24 protein-coding genes are annotated in these 24,508 nt (G+C 49.7%); 16 read left to right on the top strand and 8 right to left on the bottom strand.

Going from position 1 to position 24,508, the window contains the following annotated elements; all coding sequences use genetic code 11:
- Complete coding sequence (locus AM231_RS29955) at nt 1-897, bottom strand: RCC1 domain-containing protein (RefSeq protein WP_242615141.1); 897 nt, start codon at nt 895-897, stop codon at nt 1-3.
- 551 nt (nt 898-1,448) lie between these two features.
- Here AM231_RS29955 and rsmD point away from each other — a divergent pair.
- Nucleotides 1,449-2,051, top strand: coding sequence for a 16S rRNA (guanine(966)-N(2))-methyltransferase RsmD (rsmD, locus tag AM231_RS13535; RefSeq protein WP_054402991.1), 603 nt, complete (start codon nt 1,449-1,451; stop codon nt 2,049-2,051).
- Complete coding sequence (gene coaD / locus AM231_RS13530; protein WP_054402990.1) at nt 2,044-2,559, top strand: pantetheine-phosphate adenylyltransferase; 516 nt, start codon at nt 2,044-2,046, stop codon at nt 2,557-2,559. The genes rsmD and coaD overlap by 8 nt, the downstream gene beginning before the upstream one ends.
- Here coaD and AM231_RS13525 read toward each other — a convergent pair.
- Nucleotides 2,537-3,766 (bottom strand): nucleoside recognition domain-containing protein, encoded by a 1,230-nt coding sequence (locus AM231_RS13525; RefSeq protein WP_054402989.1) that lies wholly within the window; start codon nt 3,764-3,766, stop codon nt 2,537-2,539. The genes coaD and AM231_RS13525 overlap by 23 nt on opposite strands.
- Nucleotides 3,767-3,879: 113 nt before the next feature.
- On the opposite strand from AM231_RS13525, the gene AM231_RS13520 reads away from it, so the two are divergent.
- Nucleotides 3,880-4,920 carry a SepM family pheromone-processing serine protease gene (locus AM231_RS13520; protein WP_054402988.1) on the top strand — a complete coding sequence of 347 codons (1,041 nt, stop codon included), beginning with the start codon at nt 3,880-3,882 and terminating at the stop codon, nt 4,918-4,920.
- On the opposite strand, the gene AM231_RS13515 is transcribed toward AM231_RS13520, so the two are convergent.
- Complete coding sequence (locus tag AM231_RS13515) at nt 4,910-6,145, bottom strand: nucleotidyltransferase (protein WP_054403648.1); 1,236 nt, start codon at nt 6,143-6,145, stop codon at nt 4,910-4,912. The two genes, AM231_RS13520 and AM231_RS13515, sit on opposite strands and share 11 nt — an antisense overlap.
- Before the next feature lie 199 nt (nt 6,146-6,344).
- Here AM231_RS13515 and AM231_RS13510 point away from each other — a divergent pair, with 199 nt between their 5' ends.
- The 12 genes from AM231_RS13510 (at nt 6,345) to ftsY (ending at nt 18,875) form a co-directional block, all read left to right on the top strand.
- Entirely contained in the window at nt 6,345-6,854 is a 510-nt protein-coding gene (locus AM231_RS13510; RefSeq protein ID WP_054402987.1) for a YceD family protein, read from the top strand.
- A 52-nt stretch (nt 6,855-6,906) separates the two neighbouring features.
- Nucleotides 6,907-7,080, top strand: a complete 174-nt coding sequence (gene rpmF, locus AM231_RS13505; protein ID WP_006211382.1) for a 50S ribosomal protein L32 — start codon at nt 6,907-6,909, stop codon at nt 7,078-7,080.
- 188 nt (nt 7,081-7,268) lie between these two features.
- On the top strand, nt 7,269-7,835 hold the full coding sequence (gene fapR, locus AM231_RS13500; protein WP_054403647.1) for a transcription factor FapR: 567 nt from the start codon (nt 7,269-7,271) through the stop codon (nt 7,833-7,835).
- Between the two features lie 24 nt (nt 7,836-7,859).
- Complete coding sequence (plsX, locus tag AM231_RS13495; protein ID WP_054402986.1) at nt 7,860-8,846, top strand: phosphate acyltransferase PlsX; 987 nt, start codon at nt 7,860-7,862, stop codon at nt 8,844-8,846.
- A gap of 8 nt (nt 8,847-8,854) precedes the next feature.
- Nucleotides 8,855-9,844 carry a beta-ketoacyl-ACP synthase III gene (locus AM231_RS13490; RefSeq protein ID WP_053492590.1) on the top strand — a complete coding sequence of 330 codons (990 nt, stop codon included), beginning with the start codon at nt 8,855-8,857 and terminating at the stop codon, nt 9,842-9,844.
- Between the two features lie 45 nt (nt 9,845-9,889).
- Complete coding sequence (fabD, locus tag AM231_RS13485; RefSeq protein ID WP_054402985.1) at nt 9,890-10,822, top strand: ACP S-malonyltransferase; 933 nt, start codon at nt 9,890-9,892, stop codon at nt 10,820-10,822.
- Nucleotides 10,823-10,867: 45 nt separating this feature from the next.
- Nucleotides 10,868-11,617, top strand: coding sequence for a 3-oxoacyl-[acyl-carrier-protein] reductase (gene fabG, locus AM231_RS13480; protein ID WP_053492592.1), 750 nt, complete (start codon nt 10,868-10,870; stop codon nt 11,615-11,617).
- A 111-nt stretch (nt 11,618-11,728) separates the two neighbouring features.
- Complete coding sequence (gene acpP / locus AM231_RS13475; RefSeq protein ID WP_006211375.1) at nt 11,729-11,962, top strand: acyl carrier protein; 234 nt, start codon at nt 11,729-11,731, stop codon at nt 11,960-11,962.
- A 163-nt stretch (nt 11,963-12,125) separates the two neighbouring features.
- Nucleotides 12,126-13,364, top strand: a complete 1,239-nt coding sequence (gene fabF / locus AM231_RS13470) for a beta-ketoacyl-ACP synthase II (protein WP_053492593.1) — start codon at nt 12,126-12,128, stop codon at nt 13,362-13,364.
- Between the two features lie 12 nt (nt 13,365-13,376).
- Entirely contained in the window at nt 13,377-14,075 is a 699-nt protein-coding gene (rnc, locus tag AM231_RS13465; protein ID WP_053492594.1) for a ribonuclease III, read from the top strand.
- Between the two features lie 204 nt (nt 14,076-14,279).
- Nucleotides 14,280-17,849: a chromosome segregation protein SMC gene (gene smc, locus AM231_RS13460; RefSeq protein ID WP_054402984.1), complete on the top strand. Its 3,570-nt coding sequence runs from the start codon at nt 14,280-14,282 to the stop codon at nt 17,847-17,849.
- A 27-nt stretch (nt 17,850-17,876) separates the two neighbouring features.
- On the top strand, nt 17,877-18,875 hold the full coding sequence (gene ftsY / locus AM231_RS13455) for a signal recognition particle-docking protein FtsY (protein ID WP_053492596.1): 999 nt from the start codon (nt 17,877-17,879) through the stop codon (nt 18,873-18,875).
- A gap of 96 nt (nt 18,876-18,971) precedes the next feature.
- Here ftsY and AM231_RS13450 read toward each other — a convergent pair whose 3' ends face one another.
- From AM231_RS13450 to AM231_RS13430, 5 genes are read right to left on the bottom strand one after another with little or no spacing between them, the layout of a single operon-like run.
- Nucleotides 18,972-19,175: a hypothetical protein gene (locus AM231_RS13450; RefSeq protein ID WP_054402983.1), complete on the bottom strand. Its 204-nt coding sequence runs from the start codon at nt 19,173-19,175 to the stop codon at nt 18,972-18,974.
- A gap of 58 nt (nt 19,176-19,233) precedes the next feature.
- Complete coding sequence (locus AM231_RS13445; protein WP_242615140.1) at nt 19,234-19,494, bottom strand: hypothetical protein; 261 nt, start codon at nt 19,492-19,494, stop codon at nt 19,234-19,236.
- Between the two features lie 8 nt (nt 19,495-19,502).
- Nucleotides 19,503-20,582: a polysaccharide pyruvyl transferase family protein gene (locus AM231_RS13440; protein WP_082341626.1), complete on the bottom strand. Its 1,080-nt coding sequence runs from the start codon at nt 20,580-20,582 to the stop codon at nt 19,503-19,505.
- A gap of 37 nt (nt 20,583-20,619) precedes the next feature.
- Nucleotides 20,620-21,792, bottom strand: coding sequence for a glycosyltransferase family 2 protein (locus AM231_RS13435; RefSeq protein WP_054402981.1), 1,173 nt, complete (start codon nt 21,790-21,792; stop codon nt 20,620-20,622).
- A complete protein-coding gene (locus tag AM231_RS13430; protein WP_054402980.1) occupies nt 21,789-22,817 on the bottom strand; it encodes a glycosyltransferase in 1,029 nt (342 codons plus the stop codon). The genes AM231_RS13435 and AM231_RS13430 overlap by 4 nt, the downstream gene beginning before the upstream one ends.
- Nucleotides 22,818-23,020: 203 nt before the next feature.
- Here AM231_RS13430 and wecB point away from each other — a divergent pair, with 203 nt between their 5' ends.
- A complete protein-coding gene (gene wecB, locus AM231_RS13425) occupies nt 23,021-24,136 on the top strand; it encodes a non-hydrolyzing UDP-N-acetylglucosamine 2-epimerase (protein WP_082341625.1) in 1,116 nt (371 codons plus the stop codon).
- The last annotated feature ends 372 nt before the right edge of the window (nt 24,137-24,508 follow it).

Raw genomic sequence — 24,508 nt, 5'->3', positions numbered from 1 at the left:
TCAAACCGATTTGTTCTGTCCGTTCATGTGATGTATCCAGCTTCCGTCAGCGCGCTGAGCATAGAATCCTTCCGACAGATCCTTTGCGTTCCCGTAAATGGAGGTTCTTACGATCCCGCTCAGTCCAGCGACCTGCTCTTTGAGCTTCCAGCGGTCTTTATATACTCCAGTTGTCCAAACGGTTCCGTCTTGAAGGGTCACAATCAGGAGATCCGTTGGCTCATTGGAAACATAAACGATATGAGCTGCATTCTGGGCAACGGTAACAGGGGTGATGCGCCCGTTATCATCAAAGTTGGATGTCTCGTATACAACCACGTCACCGTTGTCACGCAGCAGGGCAACACGCCCGCTGTGAACCGTCATGGATTTGACCCCTACCGGGTTTTCCACAATACCGAGCTTCTTGAATTGATCCTTTTTATAGTTATCCTCTAATAGCAGCTCTCCATTTGAGGATAAGGCGGCAAATTCTTGATCCGCATCGGCGATCAGCAATATGCCGCTGAGGTTATTTGCTTTTTGTGCTTCGAACCATACGGTACCATCTGACTTCAGCCAGTAGGAACCCGCGATCTGCTTCACGCCGCTTGTTCCCGGAACGACCTCGGGGCCTTTACCGATATCCCATTTCACCAGACGCCCATCCTGCGTCATACCGATGCCTCGGTATTCATAACCGCTGATGGCTGCAACTTTACCCGGCGTCCGTATGGCATGTCGTCCGTCAATCAGGGACCACATGGAGCCATCACTCATCAGGTAGGTGTTTCTCCCCGCAATATCGCTAATCTGGAGCTTGGACTCTTCAGCAGAAGCGACCCCGTGCATTGTGCCTGCAAAACCTAGTCCTGCCAGCATGCTAAATAATACGAGAACATACCACGTTCTTCTCACTTACATGACCTCTCTTCACTTTTCAAATAGGAATATTTTTCAAACAGCTATATGGATTCGATAAAATTCGTGTTATTCCTGCAAAAAAAACGCCTCCGATATTCGGTGACGTCTTGAGTGGATAAGTTATTTGCTTTTTACACAGATTATTGAATTATCTGAACGGTCAGATAGGAATTCACATCGGATAAAAGCCACTTATCTCGTTAGCGGCCCAACATAAAAAAACAACAAAATCCCTGCAACAAAAGCTTGAGGCTGCAGGGATTTTGTTCGGGTGCTCCTTTCAGAGCACCCTCATGGGAGAGGAGAAACCGGACGAAGAGCTTATGGGGAAACGTAAGTCTTCTCCGCGGTTGTCTACGACATTCATTGATGTCGATATTTCAAGGATGCCCGGCTGTGGCAGAAATATACATCGCTTCGAAAAAAAGATGCACGCACGGCATGATTCATTTTTCATATACGGGATGATTGTGTTACGATAATCACTGTCAATGGCACGGTCAGTGAATTGAATTAACAGATAAATGAAACGGGTGAATGAAGCAGTGAGAGTAGTATCCGGAAGTGCAAAAGGTCGGCCGCTTAAAAGCGTGCCCGGTACAAGCACCCGTCCAACGACGGATAAAGTGAAAGAATCCATATTCAGTATGATCGGTCCTTATTTTGAGGGGGGAGCCGCGCTTGATCTGTTCGCAGGCACAGGTGGACTTGGCATCGAGGCATTAAGCCGGGGGATGGATCGTGCTGTTTTTGTTGATGTCGAACCGAAAAGCATCAGTACGATCAAGGAGAATTTGAAAGCCACCAGGCTGGAAGATCGGGCAGAGGTGTACCGTAACGATGCAGCCAGAGCGCTTAAAGCGCTGGAGAAACGGGCCAATCAATTCGACTTGGTCTTCCTGGACCCGCCGTACAGGTTTAAGAACGGGGATGAGCTGATGCTCGATATGGTAGAGCGAGGTTTGCTGCAAGATACAGCCGTAGTAGTATTAGAGTACGAATCAAGTTACAATTATCCTGAGAATTTTGGCGGTTTTCGTTGCCTTCGTACTGCGAAGTATGGCGAAGCGGCCATCTCGATATACCGTTATGAAATTGCGCAAGATCAAGCTGCTGAGCTTGACGAGGAGGAGTCACAAAATGACTAACGAGAGTACAAGTACATACCGTGTTGCTGTTTATCCAGGAAGCTTTGACCCAGTCACTATGGGGCATATGGATATCATTACACGTGCTTCGAAGCAGTTTGATCTGCTGATCGTAGCCGTGCTGAATAATTTGAGCAAAAATCCGCTATTCTCGGTGGAAGAACGTAAAGATCTCCTGAGACAAGCAACCTCACATTTGCCGAATGTGGAGATCGACAGTTTCCGCGACCTTCTGGCGAATTATATCCGCCAGAAGAATGCCCAGGTCATCGTGCGCGGGATCCGTACCGTGACTGACTTTGAATATGAACTTCAACTGGCATCCACGAATCATAAACTGAACCCGGATGCCGAGACGATTTTTATGATGACACATCCGAAGTATTCCTTCCTGAGCTCAAGCCTTGTTAAAGAAATTGCACACTTTAACGGAGATACAACAGACCTGGTAAGCCGGGAGGTTGATGAGGCGCTGCGCCGCAAATTCAGTGGTCATGGCGACCAATGAAACGGGAACATACCCAGAAAGCGGCGATTAACAACAAACAGATCAAGGCTTGAAATTGTATAATGGATGGTAATCCGGACCAGAAACTGTAGGTCGTATCTGCGCCTCCATGAGTTAAAGGCTCTGTTCGAAAGGCTGGTACATGCCCCTCAGATAACGCACTGACCGGTTTCCACAATAAGATTGTGATTACAAAAGCGAAAAAGGAATGCAGAGCTCGCTTTATCATAAAGAAATGCCAAGAGAGACCCGTTTCCCGCATCATCGACAGGCTTTGCAGCTGCGCACTGACACCGCTCCATGCCAGGGCAGCGGACAGAACGGCCAGCTGCAGGGTCACTGATGAGAATGCCGAGGAGCTTATGGACTGGGCTGCAAGGTGGATTTCCAAGATTCCCGATACAAGATAGGGTGGGAACTGTGAAAGCGGGTAGCTAGTTAATACTCTTGTAAGGATGGCAAAAAACAATATATAACCGCCTGTCATCATTAAGGTCTGTACTGAGCGGGTAACGGATTCGCCCAATAATTTGCCGAAGCTCCGTCCGTCCCGTCGATGGGCATCTCGGGCGGCGGTGGCTGCTCGCATCAGAATGGAGCGCTGTGCTTGTTTGCTGCGGACTTTATTATAGGCCGTGGTTGATACCTGTTTGTCCGTAGAAGGAGCCGGTTTACCAAAGAGACGGATGAACCAAGCGGCCAGAAGTCCAGAACCCCAGTGAACGATCAGCAGCAAATATCCGATTTGCGGCTGATGCAGCAGCCCCGTACCAATGACAACGAGAATGGTCATCGGATTGCAAAAGTGAGATAAGGCGGCAAGCCTGCCGGCATCCATGGCTTGAAGCTCGCCTTGTTTATACATACCGGAAGCAGCCTGGGCTCCGGCAGGAAAACCTGCTGTCATTCCGGTTATAAGAACCCAGCCGCCGGTACCGGGGAGCTTGAATATTTTTTTCATCAAGGGATCCAACAGTACGCCGACCCCGTGTGCCCAGCCATAGGCAATGAGTATTTCCACCAATACGAGGAAAGGCAGCAAAGCTGGAAATACGATATTCCACCATAATTTGAGTGCTTCGAGGGTGGCCTTGAAGGCGGGTTCGGGAGCACTGACGACAGCCAGGACAAGCAGGAAAGCAAAGGCCCCGACAAGAAGGGTGCTCCATATCCCGCTTGATGGTTTGATGGCCTTGTCATGATTCATAAGGATTCTCCTTTCTGCGTAAAGATGGCTAGTACAACTTTATGCTGAGGAGACAACCATCAGACCAAACTTGATGGAAGGCTGGAGATTGAAGGCGGAAGGAAGGGAGATACATGAAGAAGTCCGTAAAACCGAATGGCTTAAAAATAGCGCTGTATTTGTTGATGGTTGGGGTTATGCTGTACGTTGTCGTTTATATGCCGACCCCTTATCTGATATATCAGCCAGGAAGTGCTGAAGAGGTTCGCCCTATGATCCAGGTTGAGAATAGCGATCCGGTGGAAGAGGGCACATTTATGATGACAACAGTGTCCGCAAGCTACGCGAATATGGCTTTACTGATGCTGTCTGCCTTTAACCCAAATGCCGAGGTCGTGAAGAAGGCAGAGAAGATGGGTGACCAAAGCAAGGATGAATATGCAGCCACCCAGGTGTATTACATGAATTCATCCCAGTCTTCTGCGATGGAAGCTGCTTATCGGGAAGGTGATATTGAATACAGCATCAAGCCAGCCTATGTATTCGTGATGTCGATTTCCGAGAATTCGACCAATGCGAAGCATTTTCGGCCCGGTGATAAATTGATCAAAATTGATGGGCAGCCTACAGAGGATAACGACAAAATCGCCAGTCTCTTAAGCGGGAAAAGCATCGGTGAAGTCGTGTCCGTCGAGCTTGAACGCAAAGGAAAAACTGTGGAAGAGCAGGTCAAGCTGGTAAGCATTAAAGATGAGAAGACGGGGACCGAGCGACCGGGTCTTGGCGTTTTGATCGCAACCATGCAGGAAGTGCAGCCGGCAGACCCCGGCCATACGATTCATTTCGCGGATACAAATATTGGGGGACCATCGGCCGGGCTCATATTCACACTCGAAATTTATAATCAGCTCACCGAAGGTGATTTAACCAAGGGTTATCGAGTGGCTGGAACGGGTACGATCGATAAGACTGGGGCCGTAGGTCCCATTGGAGGCGTGAAACATAAGATTGTAGCTGCAGATCGGAAGAAAGCCGATTTCTTCTTTGTGCCTCGAAAAAACTACGATGAGGCCAAGAAACGGGCAGATCGGATTAAAACGAGTATGGAACTGATCCCGGTGGATGATCTGCAGGATGCCGTGGATTATTTGGAGAAGCTGCCGCCTAAGAGGTAACTGGCGGCAGCAGATAGTCGCTGTAGTAGCACTTTATGTCCGGCTGGGGATGTCCGTTTGCATAAACGGCTGCTGCCCTAACATCTCTCTCCAGCTGAGGATGATCCAGCGCTGTTGGCTTATGAATAACGGGAAGCGTGGCATGCTGCTTCATTCGTTTCAAGAGCATGCGACCACAGTCACTGAAGCCTAGGATTCGGATATATCCCGGCCCTTTTGCCAGTTCTTCACGATTCATGGATGTCTTGTCATGATTCAGCATGATGTGTAAGAGCATGCGTTGAAGCTTGGTACGGGTATAGCGTTTGGTCTTGAGCGATTCGAGGAGCGCATCGACTGTTGGTTTTTGTAATTTTGCAAGTGTGCGCATAATTCGGTATTCCAAACCCTCGGTCACTTCGAGAAAGCCTTCAAGCTGTGCGGGTGTATGTGTGAGCAAAGATTGAAACAAGGGCTGCCGAAATTGTTCCCACTCCATGGGGGCCTGTCCGTTCTCTATTTCTCGTGCCATGATGCTGTACGTGAACTCGGGTATGTAGGGTCTGGCAGCATCCAAACCTTGTGAAAGTATAATGTTTCTAATGGCGGTGGCACTGGCAATGCACGACGCTCCCGGCAGCGGGTCATGATACTGCGCGCTTTCTCTTGGTATTGTGTAGGGCGTGATACGGCTGCCCAGGCGATGAAGGGCAATTAGATAATGCAAGCCCAGAGCATTGTTAGGCTTCATCAGCATGGATTGCAGATGAGTGATATCGGAATCCGAGTCACCGAATACGGCAGCCGCCGCCGCTCCGTAAGCGGATGGGAAGTTCATGCCTTCCTGAAGATGCTTCTCAATTTCAGATTGAAGGGCCCCGGATTCATTCGCAAGCGATCGGGACAGCGGCAGCATCCGTTCGAGCGTTCCGCTCTCTGATCCGAATGATAAACAATCCACGACTCCCGTTGCTTCCAAAATGGCTACGGCACCGTGCGCAAACCATTCGGCCGGCTGTACAGCATAGGTGACAGGGAGCTCTATGCACAGGTCCACTCCCATGGCAAGGGCCATTTCGGTCCGGGCACGCTTGCCCGCAATGGCAGGCTCACCGCGCTGGAGAAATGGACCGCTCATCACTGCGACAACGGCATCGGCACCCGTCACTTCTTTGGATTTCTCATAATGCAGCACATGACCGTTATGTAAGGGATTATATTCAACGACTATGCCAACCGTCTTCATGAATTCTTCAACTCCTTGATAAGAATATAACATAATAAGATGGTGTTCCTGCAAAAATAAACACATTGCCTAACGTGGTGGATATGGCGTAGTATGGAGTGACATATCGGGAAATAATAATGGTCTGCTTCGGGTTCTCCTGTTGACAAAACTCTTTTGGAATCGGTATAATAATCTTTGTTTGTTTGGAGTGATGGATATGCTAATTCAATTTCGAAAATTGACAACCGGCGATCAACCGTTACTGTTCCATCAAACCGTGGATGTTAGCAATGTCGTTAAGGGCCGAAAGGATATTGTTGCTGTTCAGCCACTTGAAGTAGATCTGACAGTAACTCCATCGGTTACTGGTACGGTGGATGTTCGTGGACGACTGCAAGGCGGGCTGGAGATGACTTGCTCCCGCTGCCTGAAGCCGATCAGCGAACAAGTGAACATCCCTTTTCATGAAGTGTTCCAGCCGGTGGAGGATCTTGAAGGAATTCAGGATAAAGATGACGATACTACATACGTGCAAGGTGAGAGTGTGGATCTCACTCCCTATGTAGAAGAGGCATTTTTGCTCGACCTTCCGCTAGCTCCGGTATGTAAAGCTGACTGCAAGGGACTTTGCCCGAATTGCGGCAAGGACCTGAATGAAAGCACATGCGATTGTGATACGGAAGTGATCGATCCAAGGCTTGCCGGACTGAAAGACTTCTTTAAATGATGATGGATATGGCACCCGTGTTAGCGGGTTGAACTGATAAGGAGGTGGGAACATGGCAGTACCTCAACGTAGAACGTCCAAAACACGTCGTGACAAGCGTCGTACTCATTTTAAGCTGGCTGTGCCAGGCATGGTGAAATGCGAGCAATGTGGTGAATTGAAACTTGCTCACCGCGTATGTAAAGTATGCGGAACGTATAAAGCAAGAGAGATCATCAAACAATAGTTTTTTCAATAAGTAGTACTTCATCTTTGGTGAGGTGCTATTTTTTTTGTCTGAAGCCCCCTTTCTTTTTCACGTGACATGATTTATACTTTATTTTAGTACCAGGTTCTAATATTTGCGGCTAATTTACATATATAGTAGGTTTGAAGAATGGCGGCTTTCATAGCGGCAGAAGGAGTTGTTTCGTCATCGATCGTTTATCCAAGAAAGACCGTCACCAGCGGCTGATTCAGCTGATCGACGAGAATCCCTTTGTTACGGACCGCGAGTTGACTCGCCAACTTAAAGTCAGCATTCAGACGATTCGCCTTGACCGAATGGAACTTGGTATCCCGGAGCTTCGCGAACGAATGAAACAAATGGCCGAGCATTCCTATGATCAGGTTCGTTCCCTGTCCCTTGAAGAAGTGATCGGGGATGTCGTGGACTTGCAATTGGACAAGAGCGGTATATCGATATTCGAAATCCGAGAAGAGCATGTATTCAGCAAAACACGGATTGCCCGGGGGCATTATGTGTTTGCGCAAGCCAATTCACTTGCCGTTGCCGTAATCAATGATGAAATTGCGTTAACGTCCTCAGCCGATATACGGTTCTTGAGACAAGTGCATCTGGGCGAGAAGTGCATCGCCAAAGCCTACGTCAGGTCCATTCCAGGTCAGAAGGGAAAGGCCAAGGTGGAAGTGTTTACTTATGTCGCTGATGAAATGGTGTTTCAGGGGAATTTCGTAATCTACCGATCGACAGGAGAATGACATAAGTATAGGAGGAAGTTTGGCATGAGAATTGTGGTTGATGCAATGGGCGGCGACAACGCCCCCCAGAGTAATGTGGAGGGCGCACTGATTGCTGCGCGGGAATGGAGCGATACCGAGATCATTCTCGTGGGTGATGAAGTGCGGATTGGAGCGCTGCTCAAGGATAAGCCGTCCAATTTGAAGGTTGTTCATGCCAGTGAAGTCATTGAGGCTGAGGATGAGCCGGTGAAGGCTGTTCGCCGGAAAAAAGACGCCTCCATGGTCATTGCGGGTCGTATGATTCGTGAAGGTGAGGCGGACGCCATGATCTCGTCTGGAAACACGGGAGCTCTTATGACGACCGGTCTGCTCGTCGTGGGCAGAATGAACGGAATCGAGCGCCCTGCGCTGGCACCCATGATTCCTACTCTTGACGGTAAAGGGATGCTTGCCCTGGACCTCGGCGCTAATATGGACTCGAAGCCTGAGCATTTGCAGCAGTATGCCTTAATGGGCAGTCTGTATCGCGAGAAGGTGCATGGAATCGCTAAACCGCGGGTTGGCCTGTTGAACGTCGGAACTGAGCCTGGCAAGGGCAATGAATTGACGAAGCATGCTTATCCGCTGCTGGAAGAACTGCCTATTCATTTTGTTGGTAACGTCGAGTCCCGCGATGTCATGAATGGGGTATGTGACGTGCTCGTGTGTGACGGGTTCTCTGGCAATATTTTGTTGAAATCGATTGAAGGAACAGCTGGTGCACTCTTTTCGCTGTTGAAAGAGCAGTTCAGCAAGTCGCTTAAGACCAAGATGGCTGCCGCCTTGATGATGCCGGAGCTTCGGAGCTTGAAATCGACGCTCGATTATAAAGAGCATGGCGGAGCACCCTTGCTTGGCCTAAGCGGCTTGGTTGTCAAAAGCCACGGTTCTTCAGATGCAAATGCAGTCAAGAATGGCATTCGTCAAGCGCGAACAGCGCTTCAGAATCGGCTGGTAGAGAGCATTTCGAATGAAATCAGCGGGAAGTGAGTGAGGAAATGAACAATTTACGTCCGGTCGGTATTATCGGCACAGGCAAATACGTACCTGAAAAGATATTGTCGAATAGCGATTTAGAGAAAATGGTAGATACAAGTGATGAGTGGATTGTCTCGATGACTGGGATTCGTGAGCGTCATATCGCTGCCCCGAATGAAGCGACGTCAGATATGGCTTATCATGCGGCAGTGAATGCATTGAAATCCGCCGGTATGGCAGCTGAGGATCTGGAATTGATTATTGTGGCGACGATTACGCCGGATATGTTCTTCCCGTCCACGGCATGCTTGCTTCAGGATCGCCTTGGAGCCAAGAAAGCTGCTGCCTTTGACCTGTCGGCAGCCTGCTCAGGTTTTGTATATGGCCTGGCAACAGCCACAAATTTCGTGAAAACTGGCATGTACAATAACGCTCTGGTAATTGGAGTGGATTGCTTGTCCCGCATCACGGATTACACGGATCGCAATACCTGCGTTCTGTTTGGCGACGGAGCTGGAGCTGCCATTGTCGGCGAGGTGCCGCAAGGTCGTGGATTCCAAGCTTTTGATCTGGGCGCGGAAGGCGCAGGCGGAGCACATCTGTATATTGAGGCAGGAGGTTCAAGATTGCCGGCTTCCGCTGAAACGATCAACACAAATAAACATTATATTTACATGAATGGCCGCGAGGTGTTTAAATTTGCTGTGCGCGTGATGGGCTCTGCGACAGAAGCTGTATTAAACAAAGCGGGTCTCGACAAAAAAGATGTTGACTTATTCATCCCTCATCAAGCGAACATCCGAATTATTAAATCGGCTATGGAGCGGTTGGAACTTCCGGAAGAGAAGGTCGTGATCAATGTCGACAAATATGCGAACACGTCGGCTGCTTCCGTACCGTTGGCTCTTGTAGAAGCGCAGGAGTCCGGTCGTTTAAAAGAAGGAGATAAAGTGTTGATGGTAGGTTTTGGCGGCGGATTAACATGGGGTTCCTCCGTGCTGATCTGGTAACCAAACGTTTAGACCTAGTGAAATAAGAGAAGGGAGTCAACGATTGTGGGTAAGACAGCATTTATATTTCCAGGTCAAGGCGCTCAGTCCGTCGGAATGGGAAAGGATGCCTACGATGCGGTTCCTTCCGCAAGGGATCTTTTTCAAACAGCGGATGATCAGCTTGGATTTGCACTCAGCTCCATTATTTTTAATGGTCCTGATGAAGAATTGAAACAAACGGCAAACACTCAGCCGGCTCTGTTAGCGACCAGCGTGGCTTACTTGGAAGCTATTCGCGACAAGGGGATCGAACCCGATTACGTTGCGGGACACTCCCTGGGCGAATACAGCGCGCTTGTATGCGCAGGCGTACTTTCGTTTGAAGAAGCTGTATCGATCGTCAGAGCTCGCGGAGAATACATGGAGGCAGCTGTTCCAGGAGGACAAGGTGCAATGGCTGCCGTGCTTGGTGCAGACCGCGAGGCTTTATCCGAGCTGTGCAAGAATATCACCGCAGAGGGACATGTTGTAGAACTTGCGAACATGAACTGTCCGGGGCAAATCGTCATCTCGGGATCCGCTTCAGGTGTTGCAGCTGCTGCTGAAAGAGTCAAGGAGGCTGGCGGCAAGCGGGCCATCCCGCTCGAAGTCAGCGGACCTTTCCATTCATCCATGATGAAGGAGGCGGCTGAGCGGCTGGCTGGCAAACTGGACCAGGCCTCATTCAACGCCCCTTCCGTACCGGTGGTAGCCAATGTGACAGCTCGTCCGGTGGAGGATGCCGCTGCCATACGCGGTTTGCTGGTGGAGCAAGTATATTCTCCTGTACTATGGCATGACAGCGTGGAATGGATGATCGCTCAAGGCGTGGATACCTTCGTCGAAATTGGTCCTGGCAGTGTCCTCAGCGGTCTGATTAAGAAGATTGACAAATCCGTCAAAGTCATTAATGTAAATAGTCTGGACAGTATCAGCAATTTGGAGACGGTCGTATAAATAACGATGATGAAAGTCAGATGACTCTGGAAAGGAGGAACAGGTATGAGTGAAGCTCTAAAAGGACAGACTGCGCTTGTTACGGGTGCTTCCCGGGGCATTGGCCGGAGCATTGCTCTTGGGCTAGCCGACTTGGGCGCTAACGTGGCTGTCAATTATGCAGGAAGCGAAGCGGCTGCTGCAGAAGTTGTGGAAGCGATCCAGGCTAAGGGCGTATCGGCCATCGCCATTAAGTCTAATGTTGGACGGGCCGAAGAAGCCGATGCTATGGTCAAGCAGGTGCTCGAGACTTTTGGTCGAATTGATATTCTGGTGAATAATGCGGGGATTACTAGAGACAACCTAATCATGCGCATGAAGGAAGAGGAGTTCGATCAGGTGATCGAAACGAATCTGAAAGGGGTATTCAATTGCCTCAAAGCGGTAACGCGTCCCATGATGAAGCAACGTTATGGACGTATTATCAATATATCCTCCGTCGTTGGGGCGCTTGGCAATCCGGGACAAGCCAACTATGTCGCGGCCAAAGCCGGTGTTATCGGCCTGACGAAATCTGCTGCACGTGAACTGGCTTCCCGCGGGATTACCGTAAATGCAGTGGCGCCCGGTTTTATCGATACTGATATGACCCGGGAACTTTCTGAGGATATGAGAGAAGGCCTGCTTGGCGGAATACCGCTGGCCCGTTTGGGTCAGCCGGAAGAAATTGCCGGTGTGGTTGCTTTTCTAGCATCTTCCAGCGCATCTTATATGACTGGACAGGTGCTGCATGTGGATGGCGGTATGTATATGTAGAGGCCGCTAAATGCTCAGGTATGGACTACTGGGCACTTCAATCGTTTTCAAATGCCTTCTATGGCAATTTGAAGTCATATCTCGTATAATTACCAAGAGGAGGTGAGCCGGATGTCCGATGTATTGGAACGCGTGAAACGCATCGTTATCGACCGCCTGGGTGTTGACGAAGCTGATGTAACATTAGAAGCATCTTTCAAAGACGACCTTGGAGCTGATTCTCTCGATGTAGTTGAATTGGTGATGGAGTTGGAAGATGAGTTTGATATGGAGATCTCTGATGAAGATGCAGAGAAAATTACGACCGTAGGTGAAGTTGTAAATTACATACAATCTCATACCTAAGTCTTTACAGTTAAGTCCCGTTCTTTAGCAAGGCGGGACTTCTCCACATTCAATAATAGCTTCAATGCGAACAAGTGATAGATTATTACTGCCTTCGTTTATCTAGAACCTGTTGCTTGGGGTGTTCAGATGGACAGGCAGTCCATATAGAGGTGAACCTGGTTTGAAACAAAGAGTCGTTATAACGGGAATGGGAGTCATGACTTCCATCGGTCAGGATCTTGATACATTCTGGAATAGTTTGATGGAAGGCAAATCTGGCGTATCCCGCATCGAAGCGTTTGACGTGAGTGATTACACGACCCAGATTGCTGCATCCATGAAGGATTTCAACCCGGAAGATTACATGGACCGCAAGGAAGCCCGCAAGATGGACCGTTTTGTGCAGCTTGCGGTTGCTGCCGGCTCCAAAGCCCTCGAGGACAGCGGACTTGAGATTGGTGTAAACGCCGATGCAGAGCGGGTTGGCGTTTCGATAGGTTCGGGTATCGGTGGTTTGGGAACATGGGAAGATCAGCATAATATTCTTCTGGAGAAGGGTCCGAAGCGTGTCAGCCCATTCTTTATTCCGATGATGATCGCGAACATGGCCTCAGGCCAAATGTCGATCAATCTGGGAGCCAAGGGCCCTAACACCACACAGGTTACTGCTTGTGCTACGGGTACGCATTCAATCGGTGATTCATACCGCTTGATTCAGCGCGGCGATGCAGATGTCATGATCTGCGGCGGAGCGGAAGCCACCATTCGTCCGACTGGGATGGCAGGTTTCTGCGCCATGCGTGCGATGTCTACCCGCAATGATGAACCGGAGAAGGCCAGCCGACCATTCGATACAGGCCGCGACGGTTTTGTCATGGGCGAGGGCGCAGGTGTACTCGTGATCGAATCCCTGGAGCATGCATTGAAACGCGGTGCTAAAATTTACGCCGAAGTGCTTGGCTATGGCCTGAGTGCCGATGCCCATCATATTACCGAGCCGGATCCGGATGGAGCAGCTCGCTGCATGAAGATGGCGATTCGTGATGCGGGCATATCGCCTGAAGAGGTGGATTACATTAATGCCCACGGTACTTCAACTCCGGTTGGTGACCGTTCCGAAACGAAGGCTGTGAAGATGGCTCTTGGCGACCATGCCTATAAAGTGGCCGTGAGTTCAACGAAATCGATGACAGGCCATTTGCTGGGAGCTGCTGGCGGCGTCGAAGCGGTTATTTGTGGACTGAGCTTGAAGAACCAAATCATTGCACCAACGATTAACCTGGAGGATCAGGATCCGGAATGCGATCTTGATTACGTACCTAACCACCCGCGCAAAGCCGATTTGGATATCGTAATGTCCAATTCGTTCGGATTTGGCGGACATAATGCTACGATTATCCTGAAAAAATACGCCGAATAAGGGGACAGTGTGTTGAGTGGAGATCTGAAGCAGTTACAGCATAAACTTCAAATCCAGTTTCGCAATGCAATGCTGTTGAAGCAGGCCTTTACCCACGCGTCTTATGTAAACGAACATCGCTTCAGTCAGAGTCAGGACAACGAGCGTCTTGAATTTTTGGGAGATGCGGTTCTGGAGCTGACCGTCAGCGAATTCTTGTACAACCTTTTTCCAGACCGACCTGAAGGTGAATTAACCAAGCTGCGGGCCGCTATCGTGTGCGAGCCCTCTCTGGTGCAATTCGCAGTTGGTCTGGATTTTGGACGTTACGTTCTGCTAGGAAAAGGAGAGGAAATGACGGGCGGACGCACTCGCCCGGCTCTTCTGGCTGACGTATTTGAATCATTTGTGGGGGCGCTTTATCTGGATCAGGGGTTGGAAGCGGTTCGTTGTTTTTTGAGCGACCACGTCTTCCCGACGGTGACCGTCAACGGTCGTCCGCAGATGAGCGACTATAAGACCGAGCTTCAGGAACTGACCCAGCATCACGGCATGGGCGCACTGGAATATCGTATCGTAGAAGAGCGAGGACCGGCACATGAGCGGGAGTTTGTCTCGGAAGTATACATGGGAAGCGAATGTCTTGGACGCGGAAGCGGCAGATCCAAGAAAGAAGCCGAGCAGCAAGCAGCGGCAGTAGCCTTAAAGCAGCTGAAACGTGCGGATGCCTAAAGCTTCGCTGATGTGATGACAAACAAAGAGCAAAGAGCAGTCAAGCGGATAACCGGACCCGGATTAGGATGACTGTTTTTTGCTCTTTTCGTTGTCTGTCTTTGGTATAAGGATGAGTGCTTCTCTTGGATGTACTGCGTCCAAAGAAGGCGGTGAAGCCGATTCTACTTATGGTACAATAGCAGGAGAGGTGATAGGTCGAATATGTTTTTGAAACGGATTGAGTTAGCGGGATTTAAATCATTCGCCGACAAGACGGAAATGGAATTTGTTCGGGGCATTACCGCCGTTGTAGGTCCGAATGGCAGCGGCAAGAGCAATATTTCCGACGGCATCCGCTGGGTGCTTGGCGAGCAGAGTGCCAAATCCCTTCGCGGCGGCAAAATGGAAGACATTATCTTTGCCGGGAGCGATGCGCGTAAAGCGGTCAACTATGGCGAGGTTTCTCTTACACTGGATAATGTTGACCATGTATTACCGCTGGATTTTAATGAGGTCACCGTAACCAGACGAGTGCACCGCAGCGGGGATAGCGAGTATTTCATCAATAGGCAATCATGCCGTTTAAAAGATATCACCGAGCTGTTCATGGACACTGGAATAGGTAAAGAAGCTTACTCCATCATTGGACAAGGCCGTATTGAGGAAATTCTGAGCACAAGATCTGAAGATCGCCGGGGGATTTTTGAGGAAGCATCCGGTATCGTTAAATATAAATCTCGTAAAAAAGAGTCTGTACGCAAGCTGGATGAAACGGAGCAAAATCTGCTGCGCATCCACGATCTGGTGACGGAGCTCGAGGATCAGATTGGACCGCTGAAAGAGCAGTCCGAGAAAGCGATCCGTTATAAAGAGCTTCGGGAGGATCTCAAGCATAAGGAAATATCGCTGTATGTGTATCAAATTGAACAGATACATACCTCATGGAGCGAGGCCAATACCAAGCTGGAACAGTTGAAGGAAGAACAGCTTGCACTGTCCACTGTAGTATCCGCTCACGATGCCAAGCTGGAGAGCGACAGATCGGCACTTCGCCAGCTGGAACAGGAAGTTGAGGATCTTCAGAATCAACTGCTCCAATTCAGTGAACTGTTTGAGAAAAGCGAGGGCTATGGCGAGGTACTCAAGGAACGCCGCCGTAATCTGGAGCGTACGCGTGAACAATTGGAGGACAGCTTGCATTCTGGCGATCAACGCTTGAGCGAGCGGGTAGGCGAGCTTACAAGAATGAAGAGCAAGCTGCAGGAGCTGCAGCTTGAATTGACCTCGGTCCGGGATCAGCTGTCAGCGGAAGAAGCGAAGCTGGTGGGCGTAACCGGTGGAATCAGTCAGCAGCAGGAAGAGAGCTTGAAGGGGAATTTGCTGGAGCTCATGAACCAAATGGCTCAGGCCCGGAATGAAATCCGATACGCCGACCAGCAGCAAGAAGCGCTGGATCGACGAATGAATCGGGCCCAGGAGGAGTCCGGTAAATGGGAAACCCTGAAAGAAGATCTGCTCCGCCGCAAAGAGAGCATCGATCGAAGTATTGAACGCTTCGGCAAAGAAATTGCGGACCTTCGCAGCGGTTACATCAGCGAGAGCGAGCGGTATCAATCCCTGCAGAAACTGCAGGAGGAGACGCAGGGAGCCCTTCGGAAATGGGAACAGAAGCGGGAAGCGCAAATTTCCCGGCGGGATACCATGAAAGAGCTTCAGGACGACTTTGATGGATTTATGCTGGGCGTCAAGGAAGTACTGAAGGCTTCCCGTAAATCCATGCTTCATGGTGTTCATGGCGCAGTTGCAGAGCTTATTCGCGTACCGGAAAAGCTGGAGCTTGCCATGGAGACGGCGCTGGGCGCCTCGGTTCAGCATATCGTCATGGAGAACGAATCCGTATCCAGGCAGGCGATTGCCTTCTTGAAGCAGCGCCAGTTGGGACGCGCGACCTTTCTCCCCTTGGATGTCATCCGTCCACGGACGGTATCTGCCTCGGACAAGAATTTGGCCGAAGGGGAAGCAGGGTTCGTAGGATTTGGTTCCGAATTGGTTCAATATGACACAAGATACAGCAATATTGTCGGCAGCCTTCTTGGTAATGTCGTCATTGCCGAGACCTTGGAGCAAGCAAACAAGATTGCTGCAAGGTTCTCCTATCGCTTCCGTGTCGTTACGCTTGAAGGAGACGTGGTTAACGCAGGCGGATCCATGACAGGCGGCAGTCAGCACAAAAAAACGAACAGCCTGCTTGGACGCAAGCGTCAGCTGGAGCAGCTGGATCAGGAAATTTCGGAAACCGAGATGCAGTTGGAGAAGCTTCGGCAGGGCATTGAAGGTGTACGGAGTCAAATGATTCAATCTCAGGACAAGCTGGACGAGCTACGTAAAGCGGGAGACGATAAACGGATTGAGGAACAGCAGGCAGCCGGTGACCGCAAGCAGCTTGAACACGAGCTGCGTCACGTCCTGGAGCAAGCCGAGCTGGCAGGCGAAGAGAAGAGCAGTCAAGAGAAGGAAGCCAAAGAGATTCAGCAAAGCCGGGAACGTGCACAGAAGCTGTTGTCCGAGCTGGAGGAGGAAGAGAAATCGACCCATCTGGCCATTCAAGCTGCTGAATTTGCCCGTAAAGCAAACGAGTCAGCTAAGGAAGAACTTCAGAGTCAGCTGACCGTTCTAAAGGTTCGCGAAGGTAAGCTGGATCAGGAAACCTTCTCACTCGAAGAACAGCTCAAGCGACTGCAGTCGGATGTCAACAATCACGAGAAGGAGCAGAAGCAGAATCGTACGATGCTGTCCTCTGTTCAGGCAGATCTGAATCAGAATGAAAGCGAAAGTGTAAAGCAAATTGAGGATTTAAACCAGTACAAGCTGAAGAAGGAAGAGGCGACGCAGCAGCTTGAATTCAAGCGGGCTGCACGCACCGCGCTAAGTCGGAAGCTGGAGCTCGAAGAGAGCGAGACCAAGGAACAGCGGACGCAGCTGCGAGCGGTGGATGAACAGCTTCGTCAGACCGAGATTGGAGTAAACCGGCTTGATGTGGAGCTGGAGAATATCTTGAAGAAATTAAGCGAGGATTATGAGCTGAGTTACGAGCTTGCGAAACAGCGGTATCCGATTCCGGAAGATATCACTGCCGCTCAAAACGAAGTGCGTGATTTGAAGCGGTCTATATCTGCCCTCGGAGACGTGAATCTGGGTGCTATTGAAGAGTACCAGCGAGTCAATGAGAGATATCTGTTCCTGAGCGAACAGAAGGCTGACTTGGTGGAAGCCAAAACAACGCTGTATCAGGTTATCAAGGAAATGGACGATGAAATGTCCAAGCGCTTCAAGCTGACATTCGATGCCATCCGGCGCGAATTCGGCACGGTGTTTACGAAGTTGTTCGGAGGTGGACGAGCCGACCTGATCCTGATCGACCCGGATCGATTGCTTGAGACGGGGATCGATATCGTGGCCCAGCCTCCTGGCAAGAAGCTGCAAAATCTGCAGCTGCTCTCCGGTGGCGAACGTGCATTAACCGCTATGGCGCTGCTCTTTGCCATTCTACAGGTGAAGCCGGTTCCGTTCTGCGTGCTGGATGAAGTCGAAGCGGCCCTTGATGAGGCGAATGTGGTTCGCTTTGCTCAGTATCTGCGGGAGTTCTCTGAACAAACGCAGTTTATTGTGGTCACCCACCGCAAAGGAACAATGGAAGAGGCTGACGTGCTGTACGGCGTCACGATGGAGGAAGGCGGCGTATCGAAACTGGTATCCGTCAAGCTTGAGAGCGAGGAAGCGGAGATTGCCTAATTTAACATAACGACATGGAGGGTACGTATGAGCTTTTTTAAGAAGTTAAAAGAGAGCATTTCCAGCAAAACGGAAAACGTAACAAAGCAATTCCGTGATGGATTGGAAAAAACCCGTAAGGGGTTTATCGAGAAAGTATCGGATCTGGTCATTCGCCGTAAAAAGATTGATGAAGAGTTCTACGAGGAACTGGAAGAAATCTTGATTGGCGCGGATGTCGGCGTCAATACGGTGATGGATCTGATGGACGATCTGCGTGCCGAAGTAAAGAAACGTCGCATTGAGGATGCCGCTGATCTGCAACCGGTATTGTCGGAAAAATTGATGGGCCTTCTCCGGGATGACAACAGCAATGAGCTGCATGAGAGCCCGGATGGAATTACAGTTATCCTGTTTGTCGGCGTGAATGGGGTCGGTAAAACAACAACCATCGGTAAACTTGCTCATCGTTACAAGCAGGAAGGCAAGAAGGTGCTGCTTGCAGCGGGAGATACATTCCGTGCTGGGGCAATCGAACAACTTGAAGTATGGGGCGAGAGAGTCGGTGTAGAAGTTATTAAACAGCAGCCCGGCTCGGATCCGGCAGCCGTCATGTTTGATGCGGTGCAAGCAGCCAAACAGCGGCAAGCTGATGTGCTGCTCTGCGATACGGCGGGACGTCTTCAGAACAAATCTAATCTGATGGAAGAGCTGAATAAGATATTCCGCGTCATTCAACGGGAAATCCCAAGTGCACCCCATGAGGTGTTAATGGTGCTTGATGCCACCACGGGACAGAATGCGCTCAGCCAAGCAAAGCTCTTCGGTGAGAAAAGCGGCGTTACCGGTCTCGTGTTAACCAAGCTGGATGGCACGGCTAAGGGCGGTATCGTCATCGCGATTCGGCAGGAGCTAAATCTCCCGGTGAAGCTGGTAGGCCTGGGCGAGAAGATGGAGGATCTTCAAACCTTCGATTCGGCACAATTTGTTCATGCTCTGTTCGCAGGCTTGATCAAGGAAGAAGAGAGCGAAGAGCAACAAGGTTAGGCTGAGCTTAGTTTATTCGAATAGGTACACAAAAGGACCGAAAGCTTCTCTTTCGGTCCTTTTTTTGTATGGTCGGTGTATTTTATACCATAACGTTCAGGAAGAAACAACACGAACAAATTCAATTGAACGAAGCGGGATGATCGCAGTATTGGTTGGCGGGCCGTAGATGATAGGGGGGACTTCCAGGGTAATGGTTCCATCGCCTACTTCCGTGAGCGTGCCGACGATCACATCTCCCGAAATGGTTACTTCGGTTTCCGATCCAATGAATCCTTGCAGCCAATCTACATAGCGCATCTTGATATCCCTCCTTGCTGTAATGGGAATTCACGCTGACAAACAGGCGTCCATAATATTACTGAACGGACGTAATATTATGGAACGGAATCAGTACAAGATCCCCGGAATCTTCGCGGAGCTGTACTCCGTCTTCAGCAGTAGCCAGGACGACGCCTTCCAGCGTGACAAACGTCGTGCTAACCCGAACGCGTTGACCAGTACGTACTTCAAAATATTGAGTCAGCTCCGGGTTTATGGTTAATCCTGTGAGAAGTTGATTCTCCAGCGATTCTACCTGCTCGGTTAATAGCTCGGTTTGCTGGCTTAATGACTCCACCTGTCTGGTCAACTCTTTGATGCGTCTTCCAAACCTTCTGCAGAACAGGAAGCAGCACATAGACATTCTCCTTTCTGAATTTTATGGCCGTGCTTTTCAATATGGCGTTTTAATTCCAGAAGCGACGCATTGCTTTCTTGTTCCGTAGCCCGAATTAACGGAATAATCTGCTGCACATGTCCAGGACCACTTTCAAGAAAGCTTTCGGTTTTATCAATTAATGCATCAAGCGGCTGGCGGTAATCCATAAAGTATTGACCAAGATGAAAGGTACTCAGCAGGCTCTTCACCTTACTCATCGTACTCAGTGCCAGCACAGGCTTGCCAGCACGTAGGGCAACCAGGGAAGGATGAAGTTTGTAGGAAATCAAATAGTCCACGGATTGAATGAAGCTGTAAGTGAGCTCGATGTCCATGAGAAACGGCAGCGTTTCGATGGAAGCGCTTGGGGCAGATTCCTTCACCTTCTTCATTAATTGCAGACATGTGTCATAATCCGAGTACGCATTCCCAGGATGATGAATGACCGGGATCAAGACGGTGTGGTAGCCTTTTGCAATAAGATGGCCCAGAAGTTTAGTCATATTGTCCATCGGGAAGGATTCATAAGAAAATACAACAACGCCTATTGTCGGACGTTTGGAGAATCGTTTCACAGGGATATCGGGCTGACGATAGCCAAATACCATATCAGGAGCGGTTTCAACGTTATGATGAAAGCCTGCCCGCTTGGCGATTGCTGAAGAACGCTTATCCCGGAATACTGCGCGCCTAGCCTTGGAGATCATATCCCGATATGCGGATACCTGCTCTTTGGGCCAAGTGTCTTCGGGATAGGCGTCCACAATCCCAACGCCATAGACCCAAGTAGGCTGTCCAATGAGCTCAGGAGGAAAGTAATAAGGATTGAACGAGTAAGGGGTAATTAAATCTCCACCGCCGATAATGAAAGCATCGGTTTGACGGGGATCCAATCTTGAATTCCAGGGGTAGACGTGATGATCATGGAATACTTGGCGAAGGGTATGAAGAAATAAATCATCGCCAAAATTTCCCATGCCATAGTACCCGGAAGCGGCAATATGCATGATGTATCACCTCCTTTTGTTCAGGTGCAGTCTAACTCTAGTTGAAATGCCGGTACCAGACATCGAAGAGGTTGCGGTTGCGTTGGCTGATACTGCTTCCATGAATGACACGATGATATAAGACAGTATCGACCGAAACCGGCGAGCTGTGTTTGAGAAGCCGGGTCGTGACGTCGATATCTTCGAAAACCCGTCCCAGATGATCCTCTCGGTTCCGCCAACCGCCAATGGTGATAAGGGATGATTTACGATACATACGGGGAATAATCGGCTGGCCCCGATCTTTTGATAGTTTCACCGATGATGAGTATTCAAAAAAAAGCTTCCCCGAATCCATGTCTCTTCTCCATAACGGGCCATACTGCCGAGTACGCTCCCACCACCCATACCAGCCTGTTGCCAGCGCACGATCAGGATTTGTGTCAAGAGCCTTGGTGAGGAGAGCGGAAGCATCTGGTGCCAGCCAGTCATCCCCATCCAACTCCAGAATATATCGGCCTCTCGCCTCCGATAGCAGGCGATTCATCATGATTGCCTTGCCTCGGTTGCGCGGCTGCGAGAGGATGCGAATTCTGCTGTCACCATAAGCGCAGACCTCCTCCAGACTCTCGTCATCAGAGGCATCATCCCCTATTAGCAGCTCCCAGTTATCCATGGATTGTGCCAGTACGGAACGGATGCTCCAGCCTACCGTATCCTTCATATTATGAATGCTCATTAGAATGGACAAAGCAGGTTGTGGAGGGAGTTCTATATTACAGGGCAGCATACTGTTGGAGCCGTCGGTAGTCTCTCGTGACCGACTCACAGACAGTATGGGACGAATATAATTTAGTTCATGCTGATTCGAATGATCAGGCGTCGAATTTATGTGGAGGATAAGGTTGGGATCGGCAGGCAGCAGATCATAAGGAAGAAATCGGGCAGCCGGCAGCCTATCATTCCAGAGAGCGAGAATGGGAAGGAGCCAGGATGTTCTCCAATATAGAGGAACGCCGTTCATACATACGCAGACAATATGGTCCGGAATAGGCTCCGGCATCGTCATGGAAATCCGTGCCCCTATATGCGTAAAGAGTCTGTTGCAGTTCCACAGAACCCACTCCCGCTCTATATGACTCACCTCAAGAAGAACCTGTTCTCGATAGGCAGCCGCATCAGTAACCCTGTATCCGAATGGCTGCGTACGGAGTATGGCATAAGATGTCAACGGAGTTTCAAGCCCTTGTCCAGGATGATCTGTCGGATGACTTGATCAGCTTTCAAGCCGCGTTCGATCCAGCGGTTCTCTTTGGCGTAAGCAATGCGCTTATGCTTATGCTCTGCTGTATCCGGATAATGAAGCATGGAGGCCAGCTTGCCCAAAAAATCTTCATGAGTGGTGGCTGTGGTCACATGGGGCTCCATTGCAATGCATTCCGGCAGGGCTGTTGACAGGACACGGACGCCAGATGCCAGATACTCGTAAGCTTTGACTGGATTCGTTGCCAGCGTAATCGGATGATATTGGAAGGGAATCAATGCAACATCAATATGAGCGAGGTAATGCTTCAGCTCCTGATGCGGCTTTTCACCGAGTATATGCACATTGGGGAGCTTCGAATAATCACCTGAACTACCATAAGGAGCTCCAATGGATACGAATTGAACATTAGGGAAACGGGCGGCCGCCTTAGCGAATAGTTTGTGATCAACCCAATAGGCCCAGGCGCCGATGTATGCCACAATAGGACCTGGAGGCAGGTCAGCGGGTCTTTCACTTAATGGAATATGAAAAAATGAAGAGTCTGCGCCGTTTGGGATCAGTGTCAGAGGCTTATCCGGATATGCTAGGGACAAACGGGTGCGAATCACCTCTGCGGTACACACGACATGATCTGCCTTGTCGATCATCTTGGGTTCATATTTAGCCCAATGCGGAAATTCGTCACAGCAGTCGTAGATCGTAATGTCCGGCTTGAAGAGAGTGGCGATGCGCGTCCGGAGTTTAGACCAGGTCGTCCACACCACAATAGGATGTTCTTTGCGGAGCGCGGGCAGCTTTTTGTGAAGAAATGTTTTGGTATCTGTGAACAGATACACATTCGGTTCAATTTCTTTGAATTCTTTATCTAGCGGTGCCAGGTTTTCGAAGAAAACCTGATGACCAAGCGCCCCCAATTGGATCATAAGCTGCTGCGGCCTCTGTTTCATATACGACCAGTTCATCGTCCTCGGATAAATGATAATAGCCAAGAGGTTTCCTCCTTTCTTAGTTTCTCGAAACAATATATGCATTGCTAGCTTTATAGATTGGACGAATGGCTGATACTGCTAAAAATTGGTTGCCTTCTACGTGCGTGAGCATGCCGGGAACGAATCTATTAATTTTTCATATAATGACTTGTAGCATGAATTTTCAGATTATCTTTTCATATAAAAAAGGAGAGTGAAGATTCGTGAATAAACAGGTTCTTGTCATATTCGGCACACGTCCGGAGGCGATCAAAATGGCGCCTTTGGTTAAGGAACTGGAACAGGCTCCGGGACTGGAACCCATCGTATGCGTTACTGCCCAGCACCGGGATATGCTGGATCAGGTGCTGCGTTTTTTTAACATAAAGGCGCATATTGATCTGAACATCATGAAGGAAGGGCAGTCTCTGTATAGTTTGAGCGCTGACCTGTTAAGAGAGTTTGAGCAGGTATTCCGAGAGGCATCATATGATCTGGTGTTGGTTCATGGAGATACAACAACTGCATGTATGGGTGCTTTGGCTGCATATTACGCAAAAGTTCCGATAGGCCATGTAGAGGCAGGCTTGCGAACGTATGATAAATACGCACCGTTTCCTGAGGAGATGAATCGCGAGTGGATCGGGCGAATGGCCGATCTGCATTTTGCACCGACGTCAAGGTCGGCTGAGAATCTCACCTCCGAGAATCGTCCGGATCATGTCTATGTAACGGGAAATACCGGCATCGATGCGATGAAATGGACGCTTCAGGCTCCTTTTGAGCATCCGATACAGAATAAACTGCAAAAAGATAGCCGCCTCCTACTGATGACTATGCACCGGCGAGAGAACTGGGGAGAACCGATGAAAGAAGTGTTTGAAGCGGTGAGGCGGGTGATCCGGAAGTACCCTGACATTGAAGTGATATACCCGGTCCATCCAAACCCCGCTCTGCAGGAGGTAATCGCGCAAGAGCTTGAGGGGTACGAGCGAATCCACTTGACCGAACCGCTGGGTGTCGTTGATCTCCACCATATCATGCAGCGCTCCTATCTGGTCTTGACCGACTCCGGGGGCATTCAGGAGGAAGCTCCTTCCCTTAGGAAGCCGGTCCTGGTACTCCGGGATAAGACCGAGCGACCTGAAGGAATTACGGCCGGCACCTTGATGTGTGTTGGCACGGAGCAAAATACGGTACAGGCAGGCATAGAATTACTGCTTACTGATAAGGAAGCTTATGAACGCATGGCGAGTGTTCCTAACCCGTTTGGCGATGGCACGGCGTCGCATCAGATCGTTCATACCATTCAGCAATTCTTCCAAGCGCAGAACCGATGATATGTCAGTCGCTGGATTTTGCATGCCCGAAGAGCTTATAATAGAAGTATAAGTTGGGTTCAAAAGTCAGGTTTTCAGCACCGAGAAGGTTATGCTTCCGATGTGCGTTTTTTCAAAACGCTTCAGTTGGATAAAGCTAGGGACTGAGGAGCGGAGCGTAGGCAAAACCTACGTGAGCACCGGAAGGCCCGGCTGAATTCAAGATTCGATGTCGAGCTGCTTCTCTGACTCGCTTCGTGTTAGATATAGAATTTATTAGTTATCAGCGGAGGCTGATGAAATTCTATATCGCAAGAAAACCTACCTATCATCGCGGTCGCTCATCCTTGAAGTGGCATCGATTAGGTTTTCTTATCAAAAGCGGACCTTTTG

The organism is Paenibacillus solani (genome assembly GCF_001277345.1).
In the GTDB taxonomy this organism is placed as follows: domain Bacteria; phylum Bacillota; class Bacilli; order Paenibacillales; family Paenibacillaceae; genus Paenibacillus_AQ; species Paenibacillus_AQ solani.
Note: the sequence above shows the minus strand (reverse complement) of the source record. Positions and strands in the feature narration are given on the sequence as shown.